The organism is Psychrobacter halotolerans (assembly GCF_039680845.1).
Lineage (GTDB): Bacteria > Pseudomonadota > Gammaproteobacteria > Pseudomonadales > Moraxellaceae > Psychrobacter.
Map to the genome: position 1 here is coordinate 787684 of NZ_JBDKWD010000001.1, position 23163 is coordinate 810846.

The following is a 23163-nucleotide window of genomic DNA, read 5'->3' on the forward strand; positions in this document are numbered from 1 at the left end:
AGTTGTTGGTTATAAAAGTCGTTGTTTATAAAAGCAGCCCCTTATACTCGCCGTCGCCGGAACAATCTGAAGATCGTCAAGCTTTACTTAACAGCGCTCTATCATAGTGCTATAGTAAGAATCATCTGACACGAGGAGGACGTTATGAGTTACGAACATATACTACTGGTCACAGACTTACTTCCTGATGCCGATATTGTCGCTCAAAAAGCCAAACGCATCGTGGAAAATCGTCCGAATGCCAAGTTATCGGTGTTGCATATTGTGAAAGACACCATGGTTGGCTTCGGCTATGAGCTGGTGCCGGCTTCAAGCTTATACGATCAGATCGATGATGGGCGCTGCCAAGAAGCGCGTGCCAAGCTGGCGCAGTTTTTGGAACGCAATGAGTTACACGCCGTTAATTCTGAGGTGACCACGGCCATCTCTAATAGCGAAGGCATTGTCAACTATTGCCATAAGCATGAGGTGGATCTACTGGTCATCGGTCGTCATGAGCGGCATGGCATTGTCGCTTGGCTGAGCGGTGCGACAGCGGATAATATCTTGCCAAATGTACCTTGTGATAGCTTGGTGGTTAGGCTCGATAAGCCTATTGAAAAATAAAGACATGCTGTAACGGTCTTCTTATACTCATGTTTAAAAAGCGTCGCGTTATTATTCCGCGGCGCTTTTTTATTGCTCATACGTTTTAGAGACGATTGTGTCGTCCAATCACCTAACATCAATCGCGGTCTGTCACACTCGGACTTTGATAACAAGCTTAGTCTCATGAGCCGCTTAGTAGCACCACATGAATAAGCGCTTTAGAGTCTGTCCAATGTTTTAATGAATAATGTCAATAAAGGTTTGCCAAATAGCGCTTTGGTGACTGGATTTGTGCCAAACCAGCCACCATGTCCGCGACAAATCGATACCCGCGACACTCACTTCTACCAACTCTTTTGTCATAAGCTCTGTTTCAATGACGTGCTGCGACAGACAGCCAAGACCGATGTCGGCACTGACCATATGCTTGATTGCCTCTGATTGTTGAATAGCCTTAACGACCTCTGCATTCGGTAGATGCTTTAGCAATTGCTCATCGATGATTTGCCGCGTACCCGATCCCGCTTCACGTACCAATAACGGCAGTTGTGCCAGTTGTTCCACGCTTAACTCGTAACGATTGGCAGCATTATTGTATGTCGCCACCTCAGTCAACCACTGACTATCACGCTTGGCAAAAATCTTTAACGTATCGGTTCGCCATGCCCGCTGTTCAATGGCTTTCATGTCGGTCGGTCGCGGCACGCCTTCTACCAAGGCGATATCAAGATTTAATTGCTCGATCTCATTGACCACCTCTTGCGTATTGGCAATATACATATCGACGTTTGCCTCTGGCAACGCGTGATATAGCTGAGCGAGAAGCGGCGGCAACACATAATTACCAATCGTCGTACTGGCACCAATACGAATTTGACCAGCTTGGTGCTTATGATAATGCTCCAACGTCACGGCTTGTCCTAGAATCGCTTGCGCTTGGACATAAATGGGATGGGCGTTTGGATGTTGATTGAGGCGGCGACCAACACGCTCGAACAATGGCATTTGTAGTCTTGATTCTAGCTCAGTCAATGCACTACTGACCGCTGATTGTGACAAATGCAACTCGTCACTGGCGCGACTGGTACTGCCCGTTTGATAAATACTGACAAAAACAGACAGCTGTTTAAGCGTAATCTTCGGTAATGTCTGCACTGCTTTTTTCATTATGGTCATCCTGACGCAAGGTATTTTCGTCTTATATATAATTAACCTAAAAAATCGATAGTTTGTATCTTATTAATCTATTTTTATTATAAACAAGCATGACTTATACTGTCGAGTCATAAGCTTATGCTTATTTGGATTAGCAATAATTATCGAGATAGGACAAGACATGCAAGCTTTTACTCAAACCCTGACCCACTATGTCCCCAGTAACCGTCATATCGCAGGGTTGATGGTCGTGCTTGTCGGTAGTGTGTTTTGTCTATGGCTTGAGGGCAGCGTGGCAACTTGGGCAGATGGCCGCATCGTTGGACTGTCTTCTTTAACGTTGGCTATTTTGCTGGGTATGGTGCTGGGTAATACGGTCTACCCCATTGTTGCTGATCACTTAGACGTGGGTGTCACCTTTGCCAAAGGTCAGATACTGCGCCTTGCCATCATGCTTTATGGTTTTAAGCTGACATTGACACAAGTCGCAAGCGTGGGTATGCCAGCGGTCATGACTGATGCTTTGGTACTGACATCGACGTTTTTACTGACTTATTGGCTCGGTACAAGATGGCTCAAAGTCGATAGACAAACGACGTTACTGATTGGCTCTGGAGCCAGTATTTGCGGCGCCGCAGCGGTGATTGCCGCAGAGCCAGTGGTTAAGGCAGACGCTCACAAGGTAACGATTGCGGTCGCCACGGTGGTGGTGTTTGGTACAATCGCGATGCTGCTCTACCCTTTTTTATATCAGCTGGGCTGGTTGCAATCTTGGCTGAGTGCCGAGCAATATGGCATTTATACTGGCTCAACCATCCATGAAGTGGCGCAAGTGGTGGTGGCAGGTAATGCTATTAGCACTAACGTTGGTGATACGGCCGTGGTCACCAAGATGATACGCGTGATGATGCTGGCGCCCTTTTTACTTATATTGTCTTTTGTTTTGACCAAAGGTTATCATTCTAAAACTGTTAATTCTAAAGACACTGATTCTAAAGGCGTTAATTCTGAAAATAATAAACCTTCCATGATAAACCGTTTACAGCAAGTCAATGTGCCGTGGTTCGCCTTTATATTTATTGTGATTGTACTGCTACATACTTGGGTACCAATGCCCGTCAGTTTTGAGCGTAGTATGGTGATGATCGATAATCTTTTGCTCACAATGGCCATGTTTGCCCTTGGATTGACCACACATTTAAGCGCTGTCAAACAAGCTGGAGTGAGACCACTTATCTTAGGCGCGATCATGTTTACATGGTTGATCATTGGCGGTGGTTTAATTAATGTTGGTATCAGTTTGATCTGATAGGCCCATCTACAGTCTGCCTAATATAAAAAAGATAAGATTGACATGGTACTCTGCTGGTACGATTTTCCCTCCCTTGCTGTACGCCTTGCACACCAAAGGCATCGCAAAATTCATATCAGCATCGCTGTATTATTTTAAAGCGAATCTACTATATTTGATTTACTTTTTATCAAAACAACTGGTGTTAATAAAGCAACTGGCTTTTTACTCTAAATTAAAGACGAAAAAAACGAACCCGAAGGTTCGTCTTTTAAACATCTATTTATCTATCAGTCTATAAAAGACAAATTAGATAGCAACGATGTTATGTGCTTGTGGGCCTTTTTGGCCTTGAGTTACAGTGAACTCAACTTCTTGGCCTTCAGCCAAAGTTTTGAAGCCTGAACCAGTGATTTCGCTGTAATGAGCAAAAACGTCTGCGCCAGTTTCTGGAGCGATAAAACCAAAGCCTTTAGCTTCGTTGAACCACTTAACTGTACCTTTTTGAGTATCTGACATATTGATAATCCTACTTTTAAATTTATTAATGGTCTAGTGACCGATAACGCTTGCAAATAGCTACTGAACGATAAATATTAAAACGAAGGATTATAACTAATACTACGAGGTAATGATTTGTGCAGAACTGCTCTTAAGCTTGGACGTATTATAAGGGGTACATTCTGGTATCGCAAGTCTTATCTCATATTTCGTGTAACTAACCGTGTTTTTTCATCATTTTAGACGGAAATATAATGATTTCAAGCATTTGGTAATCTGAATAAATAGACCGCTACCCCGCTACAGACGGCGGCCACTAGCCATGCCATCCACATCATGTCACTAGGTAGACGATAAAATAACATGGTCGTTGAGATGGTCATCATGATAGTAGCCAGCCACTTGGCATATAAAGGTACAGCGTGATTTTTTTCCCAATCTCGGACAAATTTGCCAAAATATTTGTGATTAATAAGCCAAAAATGAAAGCGTCTTGAGCTACGCGCCCAGCACCATGCAGCTAATAATACAAAGGGCGCTGTCGGCATGACAGGCAACACCGCGCCAATAATACCCAATACAAAAAATACCCAACCCAATATCACAAACATCCAGCGTACGGTTGGGTTTTTGGATTGATTGGTATGGGGTCGATGATAGAAAGCTTTTTTGTTTGCAGTCATAGAAGTGTTGTCGTGTGGCAATAAAAATATAGAAGTTGAACCGCTATCACTTATTAAATGGGAGAGCTGCTCATATAGGGTAGTAAGCATGCAATATCGCTAAAAACGGTACAAGGTGAATTTTATAAGAGTTTTGCTATTGCTGGGTGTGTTTGATGAGTATTTAAGTAAGTGTGGAAAATGTGCATCTATTAGTCTTACCTAACTTTCGTTAAATTTTACACCTAAACATCAAGCATTTTTGCTTGTGAAAAGCGAGTAAGATAATGTAGGTTGCAATCCACACGAAGCCTTGCATCACCGCTGGCAAGTCCTTTATGATGACGCAGTACCAATCAATCTTGTCGGGGTGCTTTGCTTTTGACGTTATAAGACAATCAAAAACATTGCTGAGACATACCCGTGAACCTGAAGCAGTTAGCACTGACGTAGGAAACAAGCATGACACGTTTTAACAAATCTTTTGGTGATGCATTCCTGTAATGGCGCGTCTGGCTTTGAGATTTTGTCTTCCTTGTTTTGCCTTTTTTGTTTTATCTAAACAGTATCAGTCTGATTGTTTCCCACCTAAAAAAGGAAACAACGATGCAGCCAACCACCAAGCTTACCCTCACCCTCGAATGGTTTTTAAACCCTGATCATCTGTCTTTTATCGCTGGTGTGACCACGGGCGCATATGAGCAAGCAGGACTTGATATTACCATTATCGAGCCTGATGATCATTATGACGGCTTTGCCGAATTACAGAATCAAACGATTGATTTGCACGTCAATGAGCCTATTCATTTGTTTGAGCATTACGCGCCTAATTTGCGTGCACTGGGCTGCTTTTTTGAGACTGATGGCGGCATATTGATGCAGCAGTCCAGTATGGATAAGCTACAGAACAATCAGCCGATTCGAATATGTACGCCTGCCGCTGAGGAAAAAACCAATCGCATTGGCTTTGAGATTTTATCTCGCTATGCCAAGAAAAACGGCTTTAGTATCAGCCGTGATAATGTCACCTTTGTACAAAAAGACTTTTACCATATAAAAAATCTACAACAAGACCCAAGCCTTGATGGCGCGTGGCTCTGCTTTTATAACTTTGAAGGCGTTGAAGCGACTCATGAAGGGCTAGACTTTACGTTTATCGACCAACATCTGTCACCGTATCCGAACTTTTCGGCGTTAGAAATCCTCACGACAGATGAGATTTATAGGGCGAAAAAAGACGCGATAGATACCTTTATCCAAGTGACCAACCAGATGACGGAGCTGTGTAAAAACGATCCGGATGCTGCTCACCGTATGTATTACGACTATAGTAAAACCGAAGCCGATGCCTTGATGGATGCCATCATTGATAATACGCTCGGTAGATTGATCACGCCTATCAAGCCTGATGCAAGTAAGTGGCAAGAACTGCGTGAGATGCTGGCAGAGATCGATATTGTGACGTTGACTGATGAGCAGTATCAGTCGCTTTGGGAACTGTAGAATTAAAATAGTCTGAGTAATAAAAAACCGCCATAGCGTTTGCTTTGGCGGTTTTTAGCCCTAGACAAGCTAAAAACTTGATTTTAGCTATTCAGGGTGATTTGTAAGCCAGCTATAGCTACCTCACAGGTGTTATGGAAATCCACATTACTCATAAGCCGTCTTAGTATTTAAACGATCAAAGATCCTATTTCATACCTATCAAATCACGCTTACGCACCCACCCTGACTTTGAATCATCTTTATAGCTTACTCTAACCCAATCCTGATTTTGTCCGTAAAAAATGTCGGGTTGTTGTATGATATCGCCTTTTATAAAATAGCTTGGGGGTTTATTAGGCATAAAATCCTCACTTAAAATTTCTGCTTTATCACTGACCACCTTATAGCTGGTAGGCGGTATGGGACAATTTTTCAATTTGTAGCCATCGTCGATTTCTTTATCTAAATCAAATCGAGCAAAATCCGTCGTGGCATTATATTGCGTTCTACTTTGACAATAATATGCCGCGCCTGTATCTACTGTGCTTTTTAAAACGCCATAGGTCACCCACCATTCAGCACCAACCTGTTCAAACAGGTACTCTTTGATGTAGTCTTTTTCACTATTTGCCCGGTATGTACTTACAATGAAGCCCTTATTATTATGTCTAGGGGTGACGGTAGAAAAAAGAGTAGCAGGGGCATCAGCAAATGTAATAGAAGACAAATCTAACTCATAATGTTTACCTTTTGCTAAATAAACGTATAACGCATCATCTTGCTGGCCATCGCCATTAGACTTATCTTTAACCACTATTAAGTCACGCTTGCCATCATTATTGATATCGAAATGAAAACTGGCAAATAAAGGACTGGGAAAAAACTGTTTATAGTTTGCTTGCGTAATCTTAGCCCTTACTGGTGTTCGTTTAGGACGTCTATCAACAGGAACAATCTTTCCTGTGACCGTGATTTGAAAATACTTGTCCACTGCTGATATTTCTTGGTAATCCTTTTCAATAGTGAATTTGCTACCTAAAGGGGCAATGGCGATATTGCCATTTTTAACAGTAATGAGGTAATATTCAGGGTCTACAAACATGCCTTCAGGATTATCATCAGTAACATAGTCCGCGCTGCTATCCTCGAATAACCCGTATGCCAAAAACACTTCAATGTTGCCAATGCTGGGCAGTTTAAAAAAACCTTGGTCAGAGGAACCACCCAAAATAGGCTTAAGCTTATTAGTAACTTGTTTGGCAAGTAATTGATCACCTATCAAAAATTTATCAGTGACCAGATTAGTATCGAGTTGAATGGCATCATCAACGTTATAACTACTAAAAGGCAGTGTAGTGACATTGGTGATACTTCGGTCTGCTCGCACTGAGCCATCATCAGTTAACTGATAATGAATGGGTTGGCGGTTAAACTGATAATAGTAGTTAATGATCTGTTGATAGTCTTTTGCTATTACAAAGTTATTTTGAGCCAGTTCAAATATATCAACAGTGTCATTGGCATTTGAAGTATGCGCTTCTTTAATAGTCACAAGGTAACTGTATTGGTCTTCAAGTTGGTCAATGGTTAAGCCAGATGTATCTTCAAGCTCAAGAGACTCGCTCTCATAAGCATGGAATATGACAAAGATTTGCATATCATCTTTATTAGGGAGCTGATAGAATCCTGCACGCTTCATATAATCACGCGATAGCAGCTCTTGGAGCTGTTTATTATTCGTCTCAACTGGAAACGCTGATAACGGCCTTTGTTGACCGTTTTGTGACGTCTTTTTAGTAAAGGGAAGCGCTATAATTTGCTTTAAAGCATAGTTGGGCTTGTGACTACTCGTATTATTGGTATCTGCATGCATGCTCGATGATGCGGTTCTATCTACCGCGTCTGTGTCTACCGAGTCCCTGTTATTATCAACAGATGATTCCAAAGAGCAGCCACTGATAGGTAACGCTAGTAAAATGCTCAATGGTAAAGAAGCCAAAACGGTTGCTCGATTGCATATAGAGTGGGTTGTCAAATCAGTCATAAATTGCTATCCAACAGTATTGTTTTAAGAAGAATAAAATTACGATTAGCAGTAGGACTTTCATTAGCATAGTTTTGGCATCGTCGTGGTTCAACGATAAGTCTACAAGTGACCCTACCTACTTCACTTGCTTTAGCCATCAGTCACATAATGATTGCAGGGTAGCCGTATAGCGATGGTCAAATACCCTATCCTTTAAGGGGACGTTTTTTGGGCTAATTAAAGTGATGTTCACTGTAGCCGAACCTGTCTGACACTTATGGTTAGCAGTCTGCTTTAGGCAAGATAAGAGAGAAATCTTATGTACTAAGGGTGAGTTGTAAGCTAACGATAGCTACCTTACAGGTATCATCACAATCTACAGTATTTATCTAATAATGTTGAGTAATTAATATAGTGATTTGTATCGAACAATGCTAAATTAGATCCAAATCGCATTAACACATTAAAACTATGAGCAAATTACTCCGAAAACACTTAGAAGACCGTGAAATAAAAAAAGGCTCAGGGCAAGTGTCCGCCTTTATTGCGGTATCTTTGGGCATACTTACCACGCTTGCTGCTTTGTGTTTTTTATTCCCTAACCTACTCACCACGCCAGATTTTAGACCCCTATATAATGGACAGATTTTACGCGGCATGTTGTTTGCAAGTGTGATCATTGGCTTTGTGTCGGGTTTTATTAGCCTACTACGCAATCCGTCTAAGCGGTGGGGAATGGCGGGTATATTACTCAATGGCTTTGCGGCGCTCCTCGCATCAGGGCAGATCGAGCCCAATTACTACGACCGTAGTATATATGCAGGCTTGGACTATTTTATTTTAACGCTGTTAATTTCCGCGCTGGTGTTTATTCCTATGGAGCGGTTTTATGCCAAATATAAAGAACAAGAACTGTTGCGATCTGGCTGGGTAACCGATATTAAATACTTCATGTTTAGTCATTTGGGTATTCAGTTACTGAGTTTTTTTACCATCATTCCTGCACAGATTTTATTCAACCAATGGCTCAATCCCTCATGGCACCAGACGGTAAGTGGTCAGCCTTTAGCACTGCAATTTATAGAAATTTTGATCATAGTGGATTTTTTTAGTTATTGGATTCATCGCAGTATGCACAAAGTCCCGTCTCTGTGGCGCATCCATGCCGTGCATCATTCTTCGCATCACATGGACTGGCTAGCGGCGAGTCGGGTGCATGTATTTGAGCTGATAGTAAATCGTTTTGTCGGTTATATTCCGTTATTGTTTATGGGGTTCTCTCCAGCGGCCACTTATGCTTATTTGGTGTTTATCTCTTTTCACGCCATTTTTATTCATGCCAACGTACGTTTTCGTTTTCCGTATTTTCGCTGGGTGTTGGCAACTCCAGAGTTCCATCATTGGCATCACTCGTCAGAAAAAGAGGCATGGGACAAAAACTTTGCCGCCTTTTTACCCATTTATGATGTGTTATTTAAAACAGTGCATCTGCCAGACCATTTACCCAAAAAATACGGTACGACAGCCAATACAAAGATACCAGAGGGCTTTGTAGCGCAGTTGGTATATCCGCTGCAACACAAACAACGCAAAAAAAATTGACCTGATTATTCAAGCTCTTATCCGCTACAAGACTGGTAGCTATAAATCCTCTTTAACCTACAGATGCGCCAAACGCCACTTTTACGATAAATCTGCATGAGAATACTGGCTTGCTGCTGGCTCAAAGACTGGATGAAAAACTTATTTAAAGTAGAAAAGGCAATAGATTTAAGAAATTTCAGTAAAGCAAACTAGCAGCAAGAGCTAAAAAGACTCTTCGGACAGTAAAAAACCGCCATAGCAAACACTGTGGCGGTTTTTATTTGGCAATAATCAATACTATTATTTCTTTATCAAGCCTATCTCGCGCGCTTCTTTTAGCCAGCTTGGAAACTCTTCTAGCATATTCTCGTACAAGACTTCTTCGCTCACATCGTCTAAATCGTCCAGTTCAAAAAAGCTGCAATTGTCCAGCAAGCGACCTGTCATATCATCTAGTTTTTTTAGAATGCCGTAGCTACTACCGCCCAACCCGACAAATTGCCAAAAGATAGGAAGCTTTGCCGCCCTAATCATGATGTCAGTAATACCGCGCGTGTCTCGGACGCCACCATCACTGATAAATAAAACGTACACCGGAACGTCAAGACCATCCTTTTTATAAAAGTCAGTGACCGCTTTCATCACGCCTGCTTCATTGTTGGCGCGTGCGCCCAGCGGCCAGTTGCGCCAGCCGCCTTGTACCGTGTCGATAAAATCCGCGTAGTTATTCAGTTCAACCTCACCCAAGTAAGCACAATTCTCGCCAAACGCCCAGCAGTCCAATGCTTGATCATCATCGAAACTGACAGCCAACGGCAATAGACGATTGATCACTTCTTGGACGCGCCCGTCCTTATACTGTCGATTCATCGAACCAGTCGCATCCAATACTAAGGCAACTTTGGCAGTCAGTTGTTGTAATTGGCGTTTTTCTAAAGAAATGGTGGCCTTTTTGGCAAGGTTAACGAGCTTGGGCGCTTTCTCTAGCATCACCTTTTCTAACGGGACTTTTGAAGTGTTTATCTTAGCTGATGAAGTAACAGGTGAAGACGTGGCTTTACTCTCATCCTCTGCTACATCTCCGCCAAAGTGCTGCACGATTGCTGCCAAACCGCCGTTAAAGCCTTGCGCAACATTTGCTAAGCGCCAAATACCGCCTTTACGATAAATTTGCATGAGCATACTGGCTTGCTGCTGGGCAAAATCGGCTGCTTGATACTCTGCCTGCGCTTTTTGCAACTGCTGCCAAATACCAATCTCTAACGATTGTATTTGATTAAGCGGGATGTCGGCTGATAACACAAAAAACAAGCTGTCAACGTTGGCAGGTAGTTTGGATAAATTAACTTCAAACTCAGCTTGGATGCTTTTATTTGCCGTTAGCTGCGACTCGTAATGGGTCAGCTTAATTTGCCCACATGGCGAAGCTGGCTGATTGTAAAACACCATGTAATCATCATTAATCAGTTTGCCCGCTGCGTCTAATGCAAAGCAGCTGATGTCCATCTCTATCGGACTTTGACGGGTGAACTTGAGCGTGATGGGCGCGGTGTCATCGATAGTAAGGCTGCTTAAGGGTAAGCGTTGTCCAACGGTGAGATGGTTCATGGTGTTCCTTACTTTAGCGTGTTATTCTTTGAAAGATAGTAGCTTAATTACTGACATTAAAAAACCGCTACAGCATAACATTGTAATGGTTTTTCGCCCTAGGCAGGCTAAAAATAAGATTTTAGGTGCTGATATTGTCCTTTGTATTCACAGTATTATTTTTTAAATAAAATCATTAGCAGTATATGTTCTATGGGTTTTATGTACAATATCAAAGGTATATTTAAATCCTTCACCCTGAGTATGCTTTTTATAGTTTACTATTATACTAAATAATTGATTTACTTCAAAAACATCAGAATTTAAGTTAATAATACAATCTTCCATTTCGTTATTTAAATCAGTTTGTGTAGACTTATTTAAAAGTGTTCCTGCTATTTCTTTGAATAACTTGAGACTTCCTATATCGTATTCGTCTGAATTAACTCTGATAGAAAGGGATAGAAAAGTTACATAGTTTTCACTGCCTTCAAAAGCGTAACTTATATAGTCATAAATTGCATTCTTACCAGTTTTAAGAATATTGGAACTAGCTCTCCATTTTTCCAAATATAATGGGTCATAAGATGGCAAATTTAAACCATATTCTTTTAAATAGTCGATACATTGAAATGGACTCAAACCTTTTGATGTGTCTATGTTAGGTGGACTCTTTTGCTTATTAGACTGCTCTTTTATTAGCTTAATTAAACTATCAACATCGTGTTTGGTTTTACATGGCTGTGTAGATAGTAACTTTTTAAACCTATTCAACTCATTAATGTTGAACTTGAATTTATAGGCTGATGTACGTTTAGCATAACTCAAAGCTTCCTCATCTTTAATCATTATGCTCATTATTGAAAAGGTGGTTTCATATGAAGTATAAGTAAATATAATGTATAGAAATGGAATACTTAATAGGGATAGAAATATAGGATTCCAAAAATTTTGGTAAATCTGAAAATTATGGAAAAAATCTAAGTTATTGAATAACGAACATGTAGAATAAATCAATAGAATAAAGCCTATAATAGACTGTAGTGTAGTAAATAAGATATTAACTTCTTTATATTCCTCTTTCCCGTCTGTAAACGAAGCAAACAATATTACTAAAAATAGAATAGGAAGTAGTATCAACTCTAAAATAAAACTCAGTGTATAAACGTTTATAAAAAATTCTACTACCAATAATATCTTCAAATTGTCTTTTATTATATTCTCTTTGAAGCTCTCGATATCCCTACTTTCAACTGCTCTGAATATATTTACAAATCCAACACCGAAAAACCACCAAATAGTATTTCTAAATTGCCCATAATCCCAAAACCCTGATTTTTTTAAGATATAAACAGATATAATAGTATTTAAAAGAAGCATCAAAAAACTATAACAATACTCTTTTGAAAGAAAGATTTGAGCAACTGTTTTAATTGCGTGGATATATCGGGGACTTTGAAATAAATAAAAACGAAAATAACAAATAACCAGACTACAAAAGCTCGGTCTCTATTATTAAATGAACCTAAAATTATATTGGTAATATTCGAGTCAGACAAAAAAAATCCTTTAAGATTTTGAATTTAACGCTTGAATCATGAGTGATAGAGAAGTTTAGCCCCGATTGAAGCGGATATAATTGCTTGACCACTAGGTTGCAGTGACTTAGTAGTCAAGTAAGATATGAGCGGAAAGCGGGAATTGCTACTACAAAGCTTTTAACTCTTCCATCTGCGCCGTCAACTGCCCTTCTAACTCAGCCAGTTTCGCTTTTTCCGCATCGACTACTTCCGCAGGTGCTTTACTGAAGAAGCCTTCATTATCCAGCTTACACAATATAACTTTAGCTTGTACTCAAAGTCGTTATAACCGATCCATAAGATAATACACAAATTTTCAGTTGCATCATATAAATATGATTACCATCCGATGAATGGATAGTAAAAATTTTCCTAAACACCAAACCTAACCCAACAACCACACCACCGCCACCCACGTGAACAGTAACATTCCAATATTAGCGTGGAAAAAAGTTGGAATCACACTGTCTTTAATATGGTCATGCTGTCCATCAGCATTTAGACCAGCGGTAGCACCAAGCGTAATCGTAGACGCTGGCGAACCCGCATCGCCCAATGCAGCCGCCGCACCAAGCATGGCAAGAGCCGCGAGTGGAGAGAACCCAAGCGCAAACGCCAGCGGAATATAAATCGGCGCTAAGATAGGGACAGACGCAAACGAATCGCCAAACCCAATCGTAATAAATAAGCCAACGACCAGCATGACCGCTGCGCCAAACAGTTTATTGTCACCAAAGAACTGAGTCGCTGATGCCACGAGTGGGTCGATGTCGCCAGTAGCCGTCAATAGCGCGCCAAAGCTCGACGCAATGGTGATAATAACGGCGATTTCTGCCATTAAGCGTACGCCTTGCGTAAACACATCATCTTGCGCTTGCCAGCGGTAAATACCCGAAAACCCAAGAATCATAAAACCAATCATCGCGCCAATAAATAGCGAATCAAAATAAATCTGGAACAATAACACCGTGACCACTGCCAGCGCTGTAAATAGCAGCGGCTGTAGACCAATCTCGATTTTTTCGTCAGTAGCGACCATGTCAGCATTTTCTGTTTCCGCTTTCGTCACTTGCAAATAATCACGCGGTTTACGATAGGTGATGAATACGGCAAACAGCATGCCAGCGAGTAGCCCCATAACAGGAAAGAACATTGCTTTGGGTGCCATACTGGCAGTCGCTGCGTACCCAGACGCTGCGCCAACGCTATTAAAATTCTCTAATAAGATTTCATTCAGATAAATCGCACCAAACCCGAACGGCAAGAGCAGATAGGATGCGCTGATACCGCAAGCCAAAATACAGGCAACGGCACGGCGATCGAGTCGTAAGCGGTTCATTAGTCCAAGCAGGGGCGGTATCAGTACAGGAATAAATGCGATGTGTACTGGTATTAAGTTTTGTGAGAGCAACGAGGCCACGATAAACAGCGCAAACAGCATCCATTTGACCTGCTGGCGCACATGAGCGCCCTCACGATTGAGGCTGCTCGCCATCTTTTGCGCGACCCAATCGAGAATGCCGCTTCTCGCCAGCGCCACAGCAAACGCGCCAACCATGATGTAGGTTATCCCGACTTGTGCACCACTCAGCAAGTTGTCATTCAACACTTGTAAAATATCAGGAAAGGCCATTTTTGCGTACAGGCCACCAAGCAAGGCTGCTGAGACCAGCGATACGGCCACAGGGATTTTGATAAGACAGAACACAACCATCAACGTAATGGCCAGTACCACCGCATTAATTGGAATAGCAAGCAGCCATAACAGACCATAAATAACAGCCAAGCCGATTAGGACAGGCAACGTGCGGTTAAGAAAAAACGTATCCTGGCGATAAGCAGATAACATAGTGCTCCTTAAACGGTTATTTCAAATAGAGGGGGTTTATTCATTGGGCTTAAAATCTGAGAATTGATGAGCGATAGACATATTGCCATACAGACAATAAAAAACGCCATCACACTTGTGACAGCGTTTTTTATTACTACAAATATTATTATGCCAATTACAACGCCTTCAACTGCTCCATCATCGCGGTCAGTTGCCCTTCTAGCTCAGCCAATTTCGCTTTCTCTGCATCAACCACTTCCGCTGGTGCTTTACTGACAAAGCCTTCATTGCCTAGCTTGCCAACTTTTTTAATTATGGAATGACTTGTGGAAAATACGAAATTTACCAATATTCAGGCTTTAAAATTGGTTTTTTCGCAGTAGAGATTTTATCCGGTAAGTGACTGTCTGCTAACTCATCATCGGTAATATAGGAGCGTGTCCAGTCTGCATATTTGCTTAGTCGCTCATTTGGTGGACGACGGCTATTAGAACGTATAGGGATAATGATGCCAATGACAATAGCATCCCCCATATCTTCACGTAGTGCTCTAAGCGCTGGCTCAATATCAGTATCATTGGTGACAAAGACCACTTGCTGTGCCTTGTTCTGTATCGCATCTCGGTAAGCGGTCAATGTAATGTTAACGTCGGTTTGCTTTTCTTCTAGACGCCATACTTCAACGCGGTCACTTTTATCAGGTGGCTGTTTGTATCTAAGTAAGTTGCCTTTCTCAAGCGCGTAATACCCTTTTATGATTGCTATATTGTCAGGATACATTTTTTGCAACGCTCTATGATAGGATTGTTGAGCGTTTTGGGCAGATTCTCCCTGCGTTGATATTTTCGACTTAATGTCTGCGGTAAAAAAGTAGACAGTTTCAATCACTGCATTTGGATCTTGTGCATGAATAATACGATTTGCAAATAGGTGATATAGGTCCAACCATTTATCATTACTGTGCTTTAGACAACCATAAAACAGGTTATAGCCATCAATATATACATTGGTTTTCAAGTTTAACCGCCTAACTTTTTTGTCGATATAAAAAAACCGCTACAGCATGACACTGTAACGGTTTTTTTGCCCTATGCAAGCTAAAAACTTAATTCTAGATACTAAGGGTGAGTTGTAATTCTAGTATATACTACCTCTAAGGTATTATGCAAACTTGCAAATATCCTTATCATAAATAAAATTACTAAGTTACAACGCTTTTAACTGTTCCATCTTCGCTGTCATCGCGGTGAGCTGCCCTTCTAGCTAAGCCAATTTCGCTTTTTCTGCATCGACCACTTCGGCTGGTGCTTTACTGACGAAGCCTCTCATTATATTGTCTAGGATGTGTCCCTATTTTACAAAACACCGATAATTAATAGCTATCAAGATGGGTTTTTAAGTATGCTCTACCGCCTACCACAACCAGAAGTGAAATTATCAACCCAAGCCAGCCCAAAAACCTTACGAATGCCATGCCGATATCATCTTCCTCTTGAAAAAACAGTATGACAAAATAAGACCCACAACCCATGATGGCAAAGTCTAAAAATCTATCATAGTATTCTTGATGATGCCAATCTTGCTCTAAGTAAAATATCGACACACTAAACACTACCATAAGTAGCGTGGCTAGGATAAAGGACTTACTAACCGAGCTATGGCGATTCCTATATAAATAGAGAATCGCCAAGACTATGGTAGCAACAAGGGTAAAGATAGTACATATCATTGGGTAGATCTACAACGCCTTTAACTGCTCCATCTGCGCCGTCATCGCGGTCAACTGCCCTTCTAACTCAGCCAGTTTCGTCTTCTCAGCATCGACCACTTCCGCAGGTGCTTTACTGACAAAGCCTTCATTACCCAGCTTACGCGCGATACCGTCAGCTTGCTTTTGTAGTTTTTCATGCGCTTTGTCCAGACGCGCCAGCTCAGCCGTTGGATCGATTAGCCCTTTCATCGGTACGAGGACACGTAGCTGACCGACCATACTTGATGACGATAGTGGCACCTCATCGCCTTCTTTGACGATCTCTAAGCTCTCAACTTTGGCAAGCGCTTTGAACTGGTTTTTGATGCGTGATAGGCGCGCTTCTTCTTCACTAGAGACGTTTTGTAGCAGTACTGGCAGACGTACCGCATTACCCAGTTTCATCTCACCACGGATGTTACGGACGCTTGCGATCAGCTCTTGTAGCCATGCCATGTCCGCCTCAACCTGCTCACTGATCTGCGCGTTATCGGTTTGTGGATAATTGGCAACTACGATACTGTCAGTGTTTTTGCGACCCAGTAGCGGCGCGATGGTTTGCCAGATTTGCTCAGTCAGATACGGCATGATTGGATGGGTGAAACGTAGCGCCGTCTCAAGCACATGCAAGAGTACATAGCGGATCTGTGCTTTGCGTTCGTCCGACACCGAGTCATCATTTAGGCTGGCTTTGGCAAGCTCCACGTACCAATCGCAGTATTCGTTCCAAATAAATTCATAAATGTCTTGGCTGACCATATCGAGACGATACTGGGCGAAATGCTGATGAATGTCTTTGATGCTAGAGTTTAGGCGACTCATAATCCATTTTTCTGGTAGTTCCCACACGTCAGGATTGGCGCTTTGGTCGATCGGCTTAGCACTGCCTTCCCCATCAACACAGTTCATGAGGACAAAACGGCTGGCGTTCCAGATTTTATTACAGAAATTGCGGTAGCCTTCAACACGCTTTAGATCAAAGTTAATATCACGACCCGTACTGGCTAGGGACGTGAAGGTAAAGCGTAACGCATCGGTGCCGTAAGCAGGAATACCTTCTGGGAACTCTTTGCGCGTTTGCTTTTCAATTTTGGCCGCATCTTTTGGGTTCATCATGTTGCTGGTGCGTTTTTCGACCAGCGCTTCAAGCTCGATACCGTCGATCAAATCAATCGGATCTAAGACGTTGCCTTTAGATTTAGACATTTTCTGACCATTACCATCACGCACCAAACCATGGACATAGACGGTCTTGAACGGTACTTGTGGCGTACCATCTTCGTTTTTGACAAAATGCATGGTCATCATGATCATGCGAGCGACCCAAAAGAAGATAATGTCAAAACCTGTTACGAGCACGCTAGTTGGGTGAAAGGTTTCCAGCACGCGCGGATCAGCGTTGACGTCTGCCCAATCAAGCGTACTAAATGTCCATAGGCCGGAACTGAACCAGGTATCGAGTACGTCATCATCTTGGCGCAGTTGCACATCATCGCTTAAATTGTACTTGCTACGAACTTCCGCTTCATCACGCGCCACGTAGATTTCGCCTGTCGCATCGTCATACCAAGCTGGGATACGATGACCCCACCACAGCTGACGACTGATGCACCAGTCTTGTAAGTCGGTCATCCACGCCATGTACATGTTTTTGTATTGGGCAGGAACAAACTCAATGCTGCCATCTTCTACCGCATCGATGGCAGGCTTAGCAAGCTGACTCACTGCCACGTACCACTGATCGGTCAACCACGGCTCGACGATTGTGCCACCACGCTCGGCACGTGGGGCTTTAAGTGCGTAGTCTTCGATATCTTCTAACCAGCCTTGCTCACCTGCTTGCTCAACGAGGAATTTACGCGCGGCAAAACGCTCAAGTCCTGCATACTCGCTTGGCGTGGTTTCAAGCTCTGGCTCACGCGTTTGCAAGTCAGGATAAACTTCCATCGCTGGTAAAATATTGGCGCGCTCATCCAAAATGTTGATGAGGGGCAAGTTATGACGACGACCCAATTCATAGTCATTAAAGTCATGCGCTGGCGTGATTTTTACGCAGCCTGTACCAAAGTCTTTTTCGACATAATCATCCGCCACAATAGGGATGACACGGTTAGTAATGGGCAAGGTAATGGTTTTGCCAACTAAGTGCGCATAACGCTCATCGCTCGGATTGACCGCGACCGCCGTATCACCAAGCAGAGTCTCAGGACGTGTGGTGGCAACGACTAAGTAGTTTTTGCCATCTTGCGTTGTGATGTCTTTGTCGGTGAAATGATAACGGAAATGCCACAAGCTGCCTTTTTCGTCATGGTTTTCCACTTCTAAATCAGACAATGCGGTTTGGAATTTTGGATCCCAGTTGACCAAACGCTTACCACGATAAATCAGACCATCATCGAACAGGCGCACGAACACTTCTTTAACCGCATTGGACAAACCATCGTCCATGGTAAAGCGCTCACGCGACCAATCGACCGAGCTGCCTAAACGGCGAATTTGGCTGGTGATGTTGCCGCCCGATTCTTCTTTCCATTCCCACACTTTATCGATGAAGTCTGCACGCGTCATGTCACGGCGCTTGATGCCTTGCGCTTCCAGACGACGTTCAACGACCATCTGGGTTGCGATACCCGCATGATCCGTACCCGGTTGCCAAAGCGTGTTGTCACCATCCATGCGGTGGAAACGTGTGAGCGCATCCATAATCGCATTGTTGAAGCCATGTCCCATATGCAGTGAGCCTGTGACGTTCGGTGGCGGCAGCGCGATAGAGAACGACTCATCTTTATCAAAGCTTGGCTTAAAATAGCCGCTTTCTTCCCAGCCTTGATACATGCCTGCTTCGACATCGCTTGGGTTATAGGCATTTTCTAATTGAGTCAACGCGGCTTGAATGGACTGGGTCAGATTGGTATGGGTACTGGTGATGTCAGGATTGCTCATAATAGGAGTGTCTTTTGTTAAAAATGAATGGGTCACACAAATTATTGGAAAAGTAAGCTAAATAGTTAGTACCGTGATTTTAACGCAGATAGCCAGATTTTGTTAGATGCTAAGGCAATTTATCAGAATTACAAAGGGGCATTAAACAATTAACAACCCCAATCGGTTAAACGCTCAACAGAACATACCCTATTCATGCGATAAAATACCAGTCATGCGACAGAATATAGGTAAGACCTTTCTCTTAAAAAGCATTGTTTTAGAAAGCACTGCCTTGAGAAACATTGTCTTAAAAATATTAAAAGTCCTGAAGACCATTAAAAACATTATTTGACCAACAGCGAGCTGACCGTGTCCCCAAAAACAGAACATAAAACCAATACTCAGACCAATAAGGTAGACGATGAGCCTTTCATTGAAGGTGCCACTCATCCTGAGTATGACGCTGGAGACAAAGAAGAAGACGATGACAGCAACAGTGACAACGATAACGATACCCTTGCTGTCACTGAAAATTTAGAAGATGAAGACTTATCTGAAGACATTAGCGAAGAAGACAAAGAAACCATCAAAAAAGTCGCTAACGATGACAATTTGAGCCAAGCAAAAAGTCATGCCAGCATCTTGGTTGAACAGTCCATGGATGCCAGAAAAACCTTTGAGCGCTCGCTTGGCTCATTATTTACCAGTGCCTTTACCGCTGGACTTGAGATTGGCATCAGCTTTTTTATGATTTTATCCGCTTTTTCTCTCCTCAGTGGTGTGATGAGCAATCACTATGCCCTCGTACTGGCCTCACTGCTTTATCCAATTGGTTTTATCATCGTGGTCATCGGGCAGTCATTGTTATTTACCGAACAAACTTCTCTATTAAGTCTGCCGGTACTGAACGGATTTGAGCCTTTAAGCAAACTACTGCGACTTTGGGGCATTGTGGTGGCTGGCAACGTCGTGGGTGGTTGTTTGTTTGCCGGCTTAATGATCGGTTTGGGCTTAAACATGAAGCTGTTTAGCATTAATGATATCAATGCCTATGCTGAGCATATTCTGGAATTCGACTGGTGGGTGATATTTGGCAGCGCGATATTGGCAGGTTGGATGATGGGCGTGACAGCTTGGCTGGTAACCTCAGCACGCGACACGCTAAGCCGTATCGTACTCGTTGCAATTATCACGGGTAGTATTGGGTTTTTGGGTTTGCATCACAGCATCGTTGGCAATATCGAGGTGTTCTCGGCTTTACTATACGGCGATACCGTCAGCTTGTGGCGCTATTTGGTATTCTTAGCAGTGGTGTTGGTCGGCAATACAGTGGGCGGCGTGGTGTTTGTCGCGGTACTTAAAAACCGTACTTTCTTATTCGATGTAGAAAAGGTAAAAGAGCAAACGTCTAATGACAGAGCAGAGGCGCGAAGAAACATACCTATCCATCGACCTTAGTATTGATAAACAACTCTAAAACCGTCACAAAAGCTGCTATCTCCCACAACGAGTTTAGATACTGTCAGCTCGTTGTGAGATAAGAAACCTGTTCACTGATTTCGCAGGTTTTTTAATTTATCAGCTTATGCCATCTTTCTTGTTTATTCATGCTTATTTAACAGCGCTTGTTTAAAAGTGCTTGTTTAAAAGCGCTTTTTTAAAACTAACAATCACTCAATCCTTAAAGTTGACGTGAGGCCAAGACACCATTTTCTATTTCAATCTTTTGGCGCTTATGGTATTTCGCACTGAACACTCGAACCAAAATGCCCGCCGTCAAGAACATGATTAACGTGTAGATAGCGGGTGTGATTGACATCTTATAATTGGCAAATAACGACAATGCCATAAATATCGACAAGGTACTATTTTGTAAGCCAACTTCTAGCGTCACAGACGTTCTTTGCGCCAAGTTCAGTCCAAACCATTTACTGGTGTAGTAACCAAGCGCCATGGTAGAGAGATTCAATAGCAACGAGACGGGGCCTGTAGCAAAAAATGCTTCAACGATGGTACTTCTTTGTACATAACATAGAAAGAGCACTAAAAACGACAGAAATATCACGCCAAATCTGGACACGTAACGCTGTGAGTTGTCCGCAAACGTTGGCGCAAAGCGTTTGACCAACATGCCAATACTGATGGGTATAATCGTCAGCAAGATTAAAGTGATGACGGTCTTTAGGATGGGTAATTGAAATTCGCTGCCCTCACCCATAAAGTGAATCAATGACAGACTGAGCACAATCGGAATACTAAACACCGTGATAATACTGGCAATCGCGGTCATAGTGACAGACAGCGCCACATCGCCTTTGGCTAAGTAAGTGAATAAATTTGAGGTAGTACCGCCTGGACATAGGGCGAGTAGCATGACACCCACTGCATATTCAGGCTCTAGCGGCATGATGTTGGCTAGTGCAAAACCGATGACAGGAAGCAGCAACAGCTGATTGGTCAAGCCAATACCGACGGCTTTTGGATATTTTAAAACGCGTTTAAAATCATCGGTCACAAGGGTCAGACCCATGCCCATCATAATGAAAAACAAGCAAATGGGGACAATAACCGTATTAACTAACGTGACTATTTCAAGATTTTCCATAACTGACTACATCCTTGTAGATAAGACCCGTGCTTGGGTCAGTTTATGATCATCCCGTCATACTTATCAGCCAACCTTGCTGATCGTTTGGACAAAAGCCATTGACGTTATTTGCCTTTTTTTACTTGGCACTTACCCTATTTGTACTTTTTAGGTTTGTACTTTTCGTCTGGCAAAAGGCATTTTTCCGTCATGGTATTTTTCGTACCGCACGCATTCCCACGGGACGTGTTTTCACGTCCTATAATAAGTCCTATAATAATAAGACATGAAAATCCAGTATATCGTTGTGAAAGTCGCTATGTTTGATTTATTCAACTACTGGTCAGTCAAATGCCACCGTTTATCCTCAAAAATAAAAAAGCAAAGGGGGCTAAGGGTGTATATAGAGAGGGAACAAAATAAGAATAAAGACAAGAAGAGGCAAAAGCGAGGACGTAAAAAATTATTTAAACAGTGGTTTTAGGAGCAGAAATCGCCTTTTCCTTAGTATCAGTACTAATCACTGCCGTGCCATAAGCAATGGCTTCGACCATACTGCCCAACTGATTGATGTTAGTGACTTCCATGCGTAATCCATAAACATGCGTGTAGCCTTTGGCATGAGCCGCCGTACGCATACGAACCACCGCTTCACGGCGCGCCCGATCCAATAGCGTCTCGTACGTGGTCAAGTTTTTTCCAAAGAGACTCAGTACGCGCGCGATAATCATTTTAAAGTAATCTTGCGCGATAACGACGCTACCAAGTACCAACTCGCCCTCACTATCAGCCGCCAGTTTGGGACGATAAAAACGCTCACTTGACACTATAATATGACTTAGCGTTTGCTCAGCCACACGCAACTGCGCCAGGTGCCGACGCTCATGACGCGACCCAAAAAACCAACCAGCCGCGAATAATAAAATAAACGGTGCATAGTTGATCAGAACTTGAGTGAGAGAATAGTTATTCATGGCACGTCTCTTATCATAAAAAGCATCAGTGCTTTAAAATAATACTTTGAAATTTGGCTAATTAACCAAAAACATAGATTAACCAAAGGGATTGAAACGTGGTAAATCATCTGTTGGCGCAGGTGGTGTTGATGCTGGGTTTTGCGCTTGCGTAGATTGACCATAAAAATCGTTAGGTGGATTTTGATGGGTTTGCTGCGGCATTGGCACCGCTTTCACCGCCGTGCCATAGACGAACAATTCAGAAGCACCCTGTGCGATGCTTGACGTTGAAAAACGTAAACCAACAATAGCATCCGCACCCAAGGCTTCTGCTTTGATGACCATGCGGTCTATTGCTTCTTGCCGCGACTCTTCTAGCAACTCGGTATAAGCTGTCAGCTCCCCGCCTACGATGTTTTTTAGCCCAGCAAACAAGTCTTTGCCGACATGCTTTGAGCGCACGGTGCTACCGTACACTACGTCTAGGCGTTCAGTGATTTGATAGTTGGGCAAGTGCTCAAGGTTTGAGAGCTGCACAGTCATAGTCTGACCTTTTTGGTAACTTAATAGCGGTGTTTAGGGCGCTTTGATTCGCCTTGGTAATATCGTAACATCAATCGCCATTCACCATACTGGCACTAATAACCCGTATGGC

The 23163-nt window shown here is 42.6% G+C and carries 18 protein-coding genes and 2 pseudogenes; 5 read left to right on the plus strand and 15 right to left on the minus strand.

Translation table 11 applies throughout. The features are described from left to right. Positions 1-144 precede the first annotated feature (144 nt). Positions 145-606 (plus strand): universal stress protein, encoded by a 462-nt coding sequence (locus tag AAJP47_RS03395; protein WP_346716481.1) that lies wholly within the window; start codon positions 145-147, stop codon positions 604-606. A 219-nt stretch (positions 607-825) separates the two neighbouring features. Here AAJP47_RS03395 and AAJP47_RS03400 read toward each other — a convergent pair whose 3' ends face one another. Then, positions 826-1755: a LysR substrate-binding domain-containing protein gene (locus AAJP47_RS03400; protein WP_346716482.1), complete on the minus strand. Its 930-nt coding sequence runs from the start codon at positions 1753-1755 to the stop codon at positions 826-828. A gap of 169 nt (positions 1756-1924) precedes the next feature. Between AAJP47_RS03400 and AAJP47_RS03405 the strand changes: the two genes are divergently transcribed. Next, positions 1925-3052 (plus strand): YeiH family protein, encoded by a 1128-nt coding sequence (locus AAJP47_RS03405; protein ID WP_346716483.1) that lies wholly within the window; start codon positions 1925-1927, stop codon positions 3050-3052. A 291-nt stretch (positions 3053-3343) separates the two neighbouring features. On the opposite strand, the gene AAJP47_RS03410 is transcribed toward AAJP47_RS03405, so the two are convergent. Both AAJP47_RS03410 and AAJP47_RS03415 read right to left on the minus strand, forming a co-directional pair. After that, positions 3344-3553, minus strand: coding sequence for a cold-shock protein (locus tag AAJP47_RS03410; RefSeq protein ID WP_010201661.1), 210 nt, complete (start codon positions 3551-3553; stop codon positions 3344-3346). Positions 3554-3795: 242 nt separating this feature from the next. Further along, on the minus strand, positions 3796-4308 hold the full coding sequence (locus AAJP47_RS03415; RefSeq protein WP_346716484.1) for a YbaN family protein: 513 nt from the start codon (positions 4306-4308) through the stop codon (positions 3796-3798). Positions 4309-4803: 495 nt separating this feature from the next. Here AAJP47_RS03415 and AAJP47_RS03420 point away from each other — a divergent pair, with 495 nt between their 5' ends. Further along, positions 4804-5700: an ABC transporter substrate-binding protein gene (locus tag AAJP47_RS03420; RefSeq protein WP_346716485.1), complete on the plus strand. Its 897-nt coding sequence runs from the start codon at positions 4804-4806 to the stop codon at positions 5698-5700. Between the two features lie 187 nt (positions 5701-5887). Here the strand turns inward: AAJP47_RS03420 and AAJP47_RS03425 are convergent, their stop codons facing one another. Next, on the minus strand, positions 5888-7555 hold the full coding sequence (locus AAJP47_RS03425) for a hypothetical protein (RefSeq protein ID WP_346716486.1): 1668 nt from the start codon (positions 7553-7555) through the stop codon (positions 5888-5890). Positions 7556-8179: 624 nt separating this feature from the next. Here AAJP47_RS03425 and AAJP47_RS03430 point away from each other — a divergent pair. Next, positions 8180-9310: a sterol desaturase family protein gene (locus AAJP47_RS03430; protein WP_346716487.1), complete on the plus strand. Its 1131-nt coding sequence runs from the start codon at positions 8180-8182 to the stop codon at positions 9308-9310. Between the two features lie 282 nt (positions 9311-9592). Here the strand turns inward: AAJP47_RS03430 and AAJP47_RS03435 are convergent, their stop codons facing one another. From AAJP47_RS03435 to AAJP47_RS03465, 8 genes and pseudogenes are all read right to left on the minus strand, one after another. Next, positions 9593-10900, minus strand: a complete 1308-nt coding sequence (locus AAJP47_RS03435) for a VWA domain-containing protein (RefSeq protein ID WP_346716488.1) — start codon at positions 10898-10900, stop codon at positions 9593-9595. A gap of 162 nt (positions 10901-11062) precedes the next feature. Beyond that, positions 11063-12259 carry a hypothetical protein gene (locus AAJP47_RS03440; protein ID WP_346716489.1) on the minus strand — a complete coding sequence of 399 codons (1197 nt, stop codon included), beginning with the start codon at positions 12257-12259 and terminating at the stop codon, positions 11063-11065. A gap of 327 nt (positions 12260-12586) precedes the next feature. After that, positions 12587-12730 (minus strand): annotated as a pseudogene (locus AAJP47_RS03445) (hypothetical protein); the annotation flags it as partial. Between the two features lie 114 nt (positions 12731-12844). Next, a complete protein-coding gene (locus AAJP47_RS03450) occupies positions 12845-14308 on the minus strand; it encodes a Na+/H+ antiporter NhaC family protein (RefSeq protein WP_346716491.1) in 1464 nt (487 codons plus the stop codon). A 157-nt stretch (positions 14309-14465) separates the two neighbouring features. Next, a pseudogene (locus tag AAJP47_RS03455) lies at positions 14466-14591 on the minus strand (hypothetical protein); the annotation flags it as partial. Between the two features lie 41 nt (positions 14592-14632). After that, positions 14633-15307: an NYN domain-containing protein gene (locus AAJP47_RS03460; protein ID WP_346716493.1), complete on the minus strand. Its 675-nt coding sequence runs from the start codon at positions 15305-15307 to the stop codon at positions 14633-14635. 246 nt (positions 15308-15553) lie between these two features. Beyond that, entirely contained in the window at positions 15554-15619 is a 66-nt protein-coding gene (locus AAJP47_RS13445) for a hypothetical protein (protein WP_497198678.1), read from the minus strand. Between the two features lie 409 nt (positions 15620-16028). Next, positions 16029-18983, minus strand: a complete 2955-nt coding sequence (locus tag AAJP47_RS03465; protein ID WP_346716494.1) for a valine--tRNA ligase — start codon at positions 18981-18983, stop codon at positions 16029-16031. 351 nt (positions 18984-19334) lie between these two features. Between AAJP47_RS03465 and AAJP47_RS03470 the strand changes: the two genes are divergently transcribed. Continuing rightward, positions 19335-20423, plus strand: coding sequence for a formate/nitrite transporter family protein (locus AAJP47_RS03470; RefSeq protein ID WP_346716495.1), 1089 nt, complete (start codon positions 19335-19337; stop codon positions 20421-20423). Between the two features lie 223 nt (positions 20424-20646). On the opposite strand, the gene AAJP47_RS03475 is transcribed toward AAJP47_RS03470, so the two are convergent. The 3 genes from AAJP47_RS03475 to AAJP47_RS03485 form a co-directional block, all read right to left on the minus strand. Continuing rightward, positions 20647-21570, minus strand: coding sequence for a bile acid:sodium symporter family protein (locus AAJP47_RS03475; RefSeq protein WP_346716496.1), 924 nt, complete (start codon positions 21568-21570; stop codon positions 20647-20649). 449 nt (positions 21571-22019) lie between these two features. Further along, positions 22020-22526, minus strand: coding sequence for a YbjQ family protein (locus AAJP47_RS03480; protein WP_346716497.1), 507 nt, complete (start codon positions 22524-22526; stop codon positions 22020-22022). Between the two features lie 78 nt (positions 22527-22604). Continuing rightward, a complete protein-coding gene (locus tag AAJP47_RS03485; RefSeq protein ID WP_346716498.1) occupies positions 22605-23051 on the minus strand; it encodes a YbjQ family protein in 447 nt (148 codons plus the stop codon). Positions 23052-23163 lie beyond the last annotated feature (112 nt).

Excerpts from the sequence above, each read along its gene's own strand:
- AAJP47_RS03430 (WP_346716487.1), top strand. The coding sequence starts at position 8,180 with ATGAGCAAATTACTCCGAAAACACTTAGAAGACCGTGAAATAAAAAAA.
- AAJP47_RS03485 (WP_346716498.1), bottom strand. The coding sequence starts at position 23,051 with ATGACTGTGCAGCTCTCAAACCTTGAGCACTTGCCCAACTATCAAATC.
- AAJP47_RS03440 (WP_346716489.1), bottom strand. The coding sequence starts at position 12,259 with ATGCTTCTTTTAAATACTATTATATCTGTTTATATCTTAAAAAAATCA.
- AAJP47_RS03450 (WP_346716491.1), bottom strand. The coding sequence starts at position 14,308 with ATGTTATCTGCTTATCGCCAGGATACGTTTTTTCTTAACCGCACGTTG.
- AAJP47_RS03410 (WP_010201661.1), bottom strand. The coding sequence starts at position 3,553 with ATGTCAGATACTCAAAAAGGTACAGTTAAGTGGTTCAACGAAGCTAAA.
- AAJP47_RS03435 (WP_346716488.1), bottom strand. The coding sequence starts at position 10,900 with ATGAACCATCTCACCGTTGGACAACGCTTACCCTTAAGCAGCCTTACT.
- AAJP47_RS03475 (WP_346716496.1), bottom strand. The coding sequence starts at position 21,570 with ATGGAAAATCTTGAAATAGTCACGTTAGTTAATACGGTTATTGTCCCC.
- AAJP47_RS03400 (WP_346716482.1), bottom strand. The coding sequence starts at position 1,755 with ATGAAAAAAGCAGTGCAGACATTACCGAAGATTACGCTTAAACAGCTG.
- AAJP47_RS03465 (WP_346716494.1), bottom strand. The coding sequence starts at position 18,983 with ATGAGCAATCCTGACATCACCAGTACCCATACCAATCTGACCCAGTCC.
- AAJP47_RS03395 (WP_346716481.1), top strand. The coding sequence starts at position 145 with ATGAGTTACGAACATATACTACTGGTCACAGACTTACTTCCTGATGCC.
- AAJP47_RS03420 (WP_346716485.1), top strand. The coding sequence starts at position 4,804 with ATGCAGCCAACCACCAAGCTTACCCTCACCCTCGAATGGTTTTTAAAC.
- AAJP47_RS03405 (WP_346716483.1), top strand. The coding sequence starts at position 1,925 with ATGCAAGCTTTTACTCAAACCCTGACCCACTATGTCCCCAGTAACCGT.
- AAJP47_RS03480 (WP_346716497.1), bottom strand. The coding sequence starts at position 22,526 with ATGAATAACTATTCTCTCACTCAAGTTCTGATCAACTATGCACCGTTT.
- AAJP47_RS03425 (WP_346716486.1), bottom strand. The coding sequence starts at position 7,555 with ATGCATGCAGATACCAATAATACGAGTAGTCACAAGCCCAACTATGCT.
- AAJP47_RS03415 (WP_346716484.1), bottom strand. The coding sequence starts at position 4,308 with ATGCTTACTACCCTATATGAGCAGCTCTCCCATTTAATAAGTGATAGC.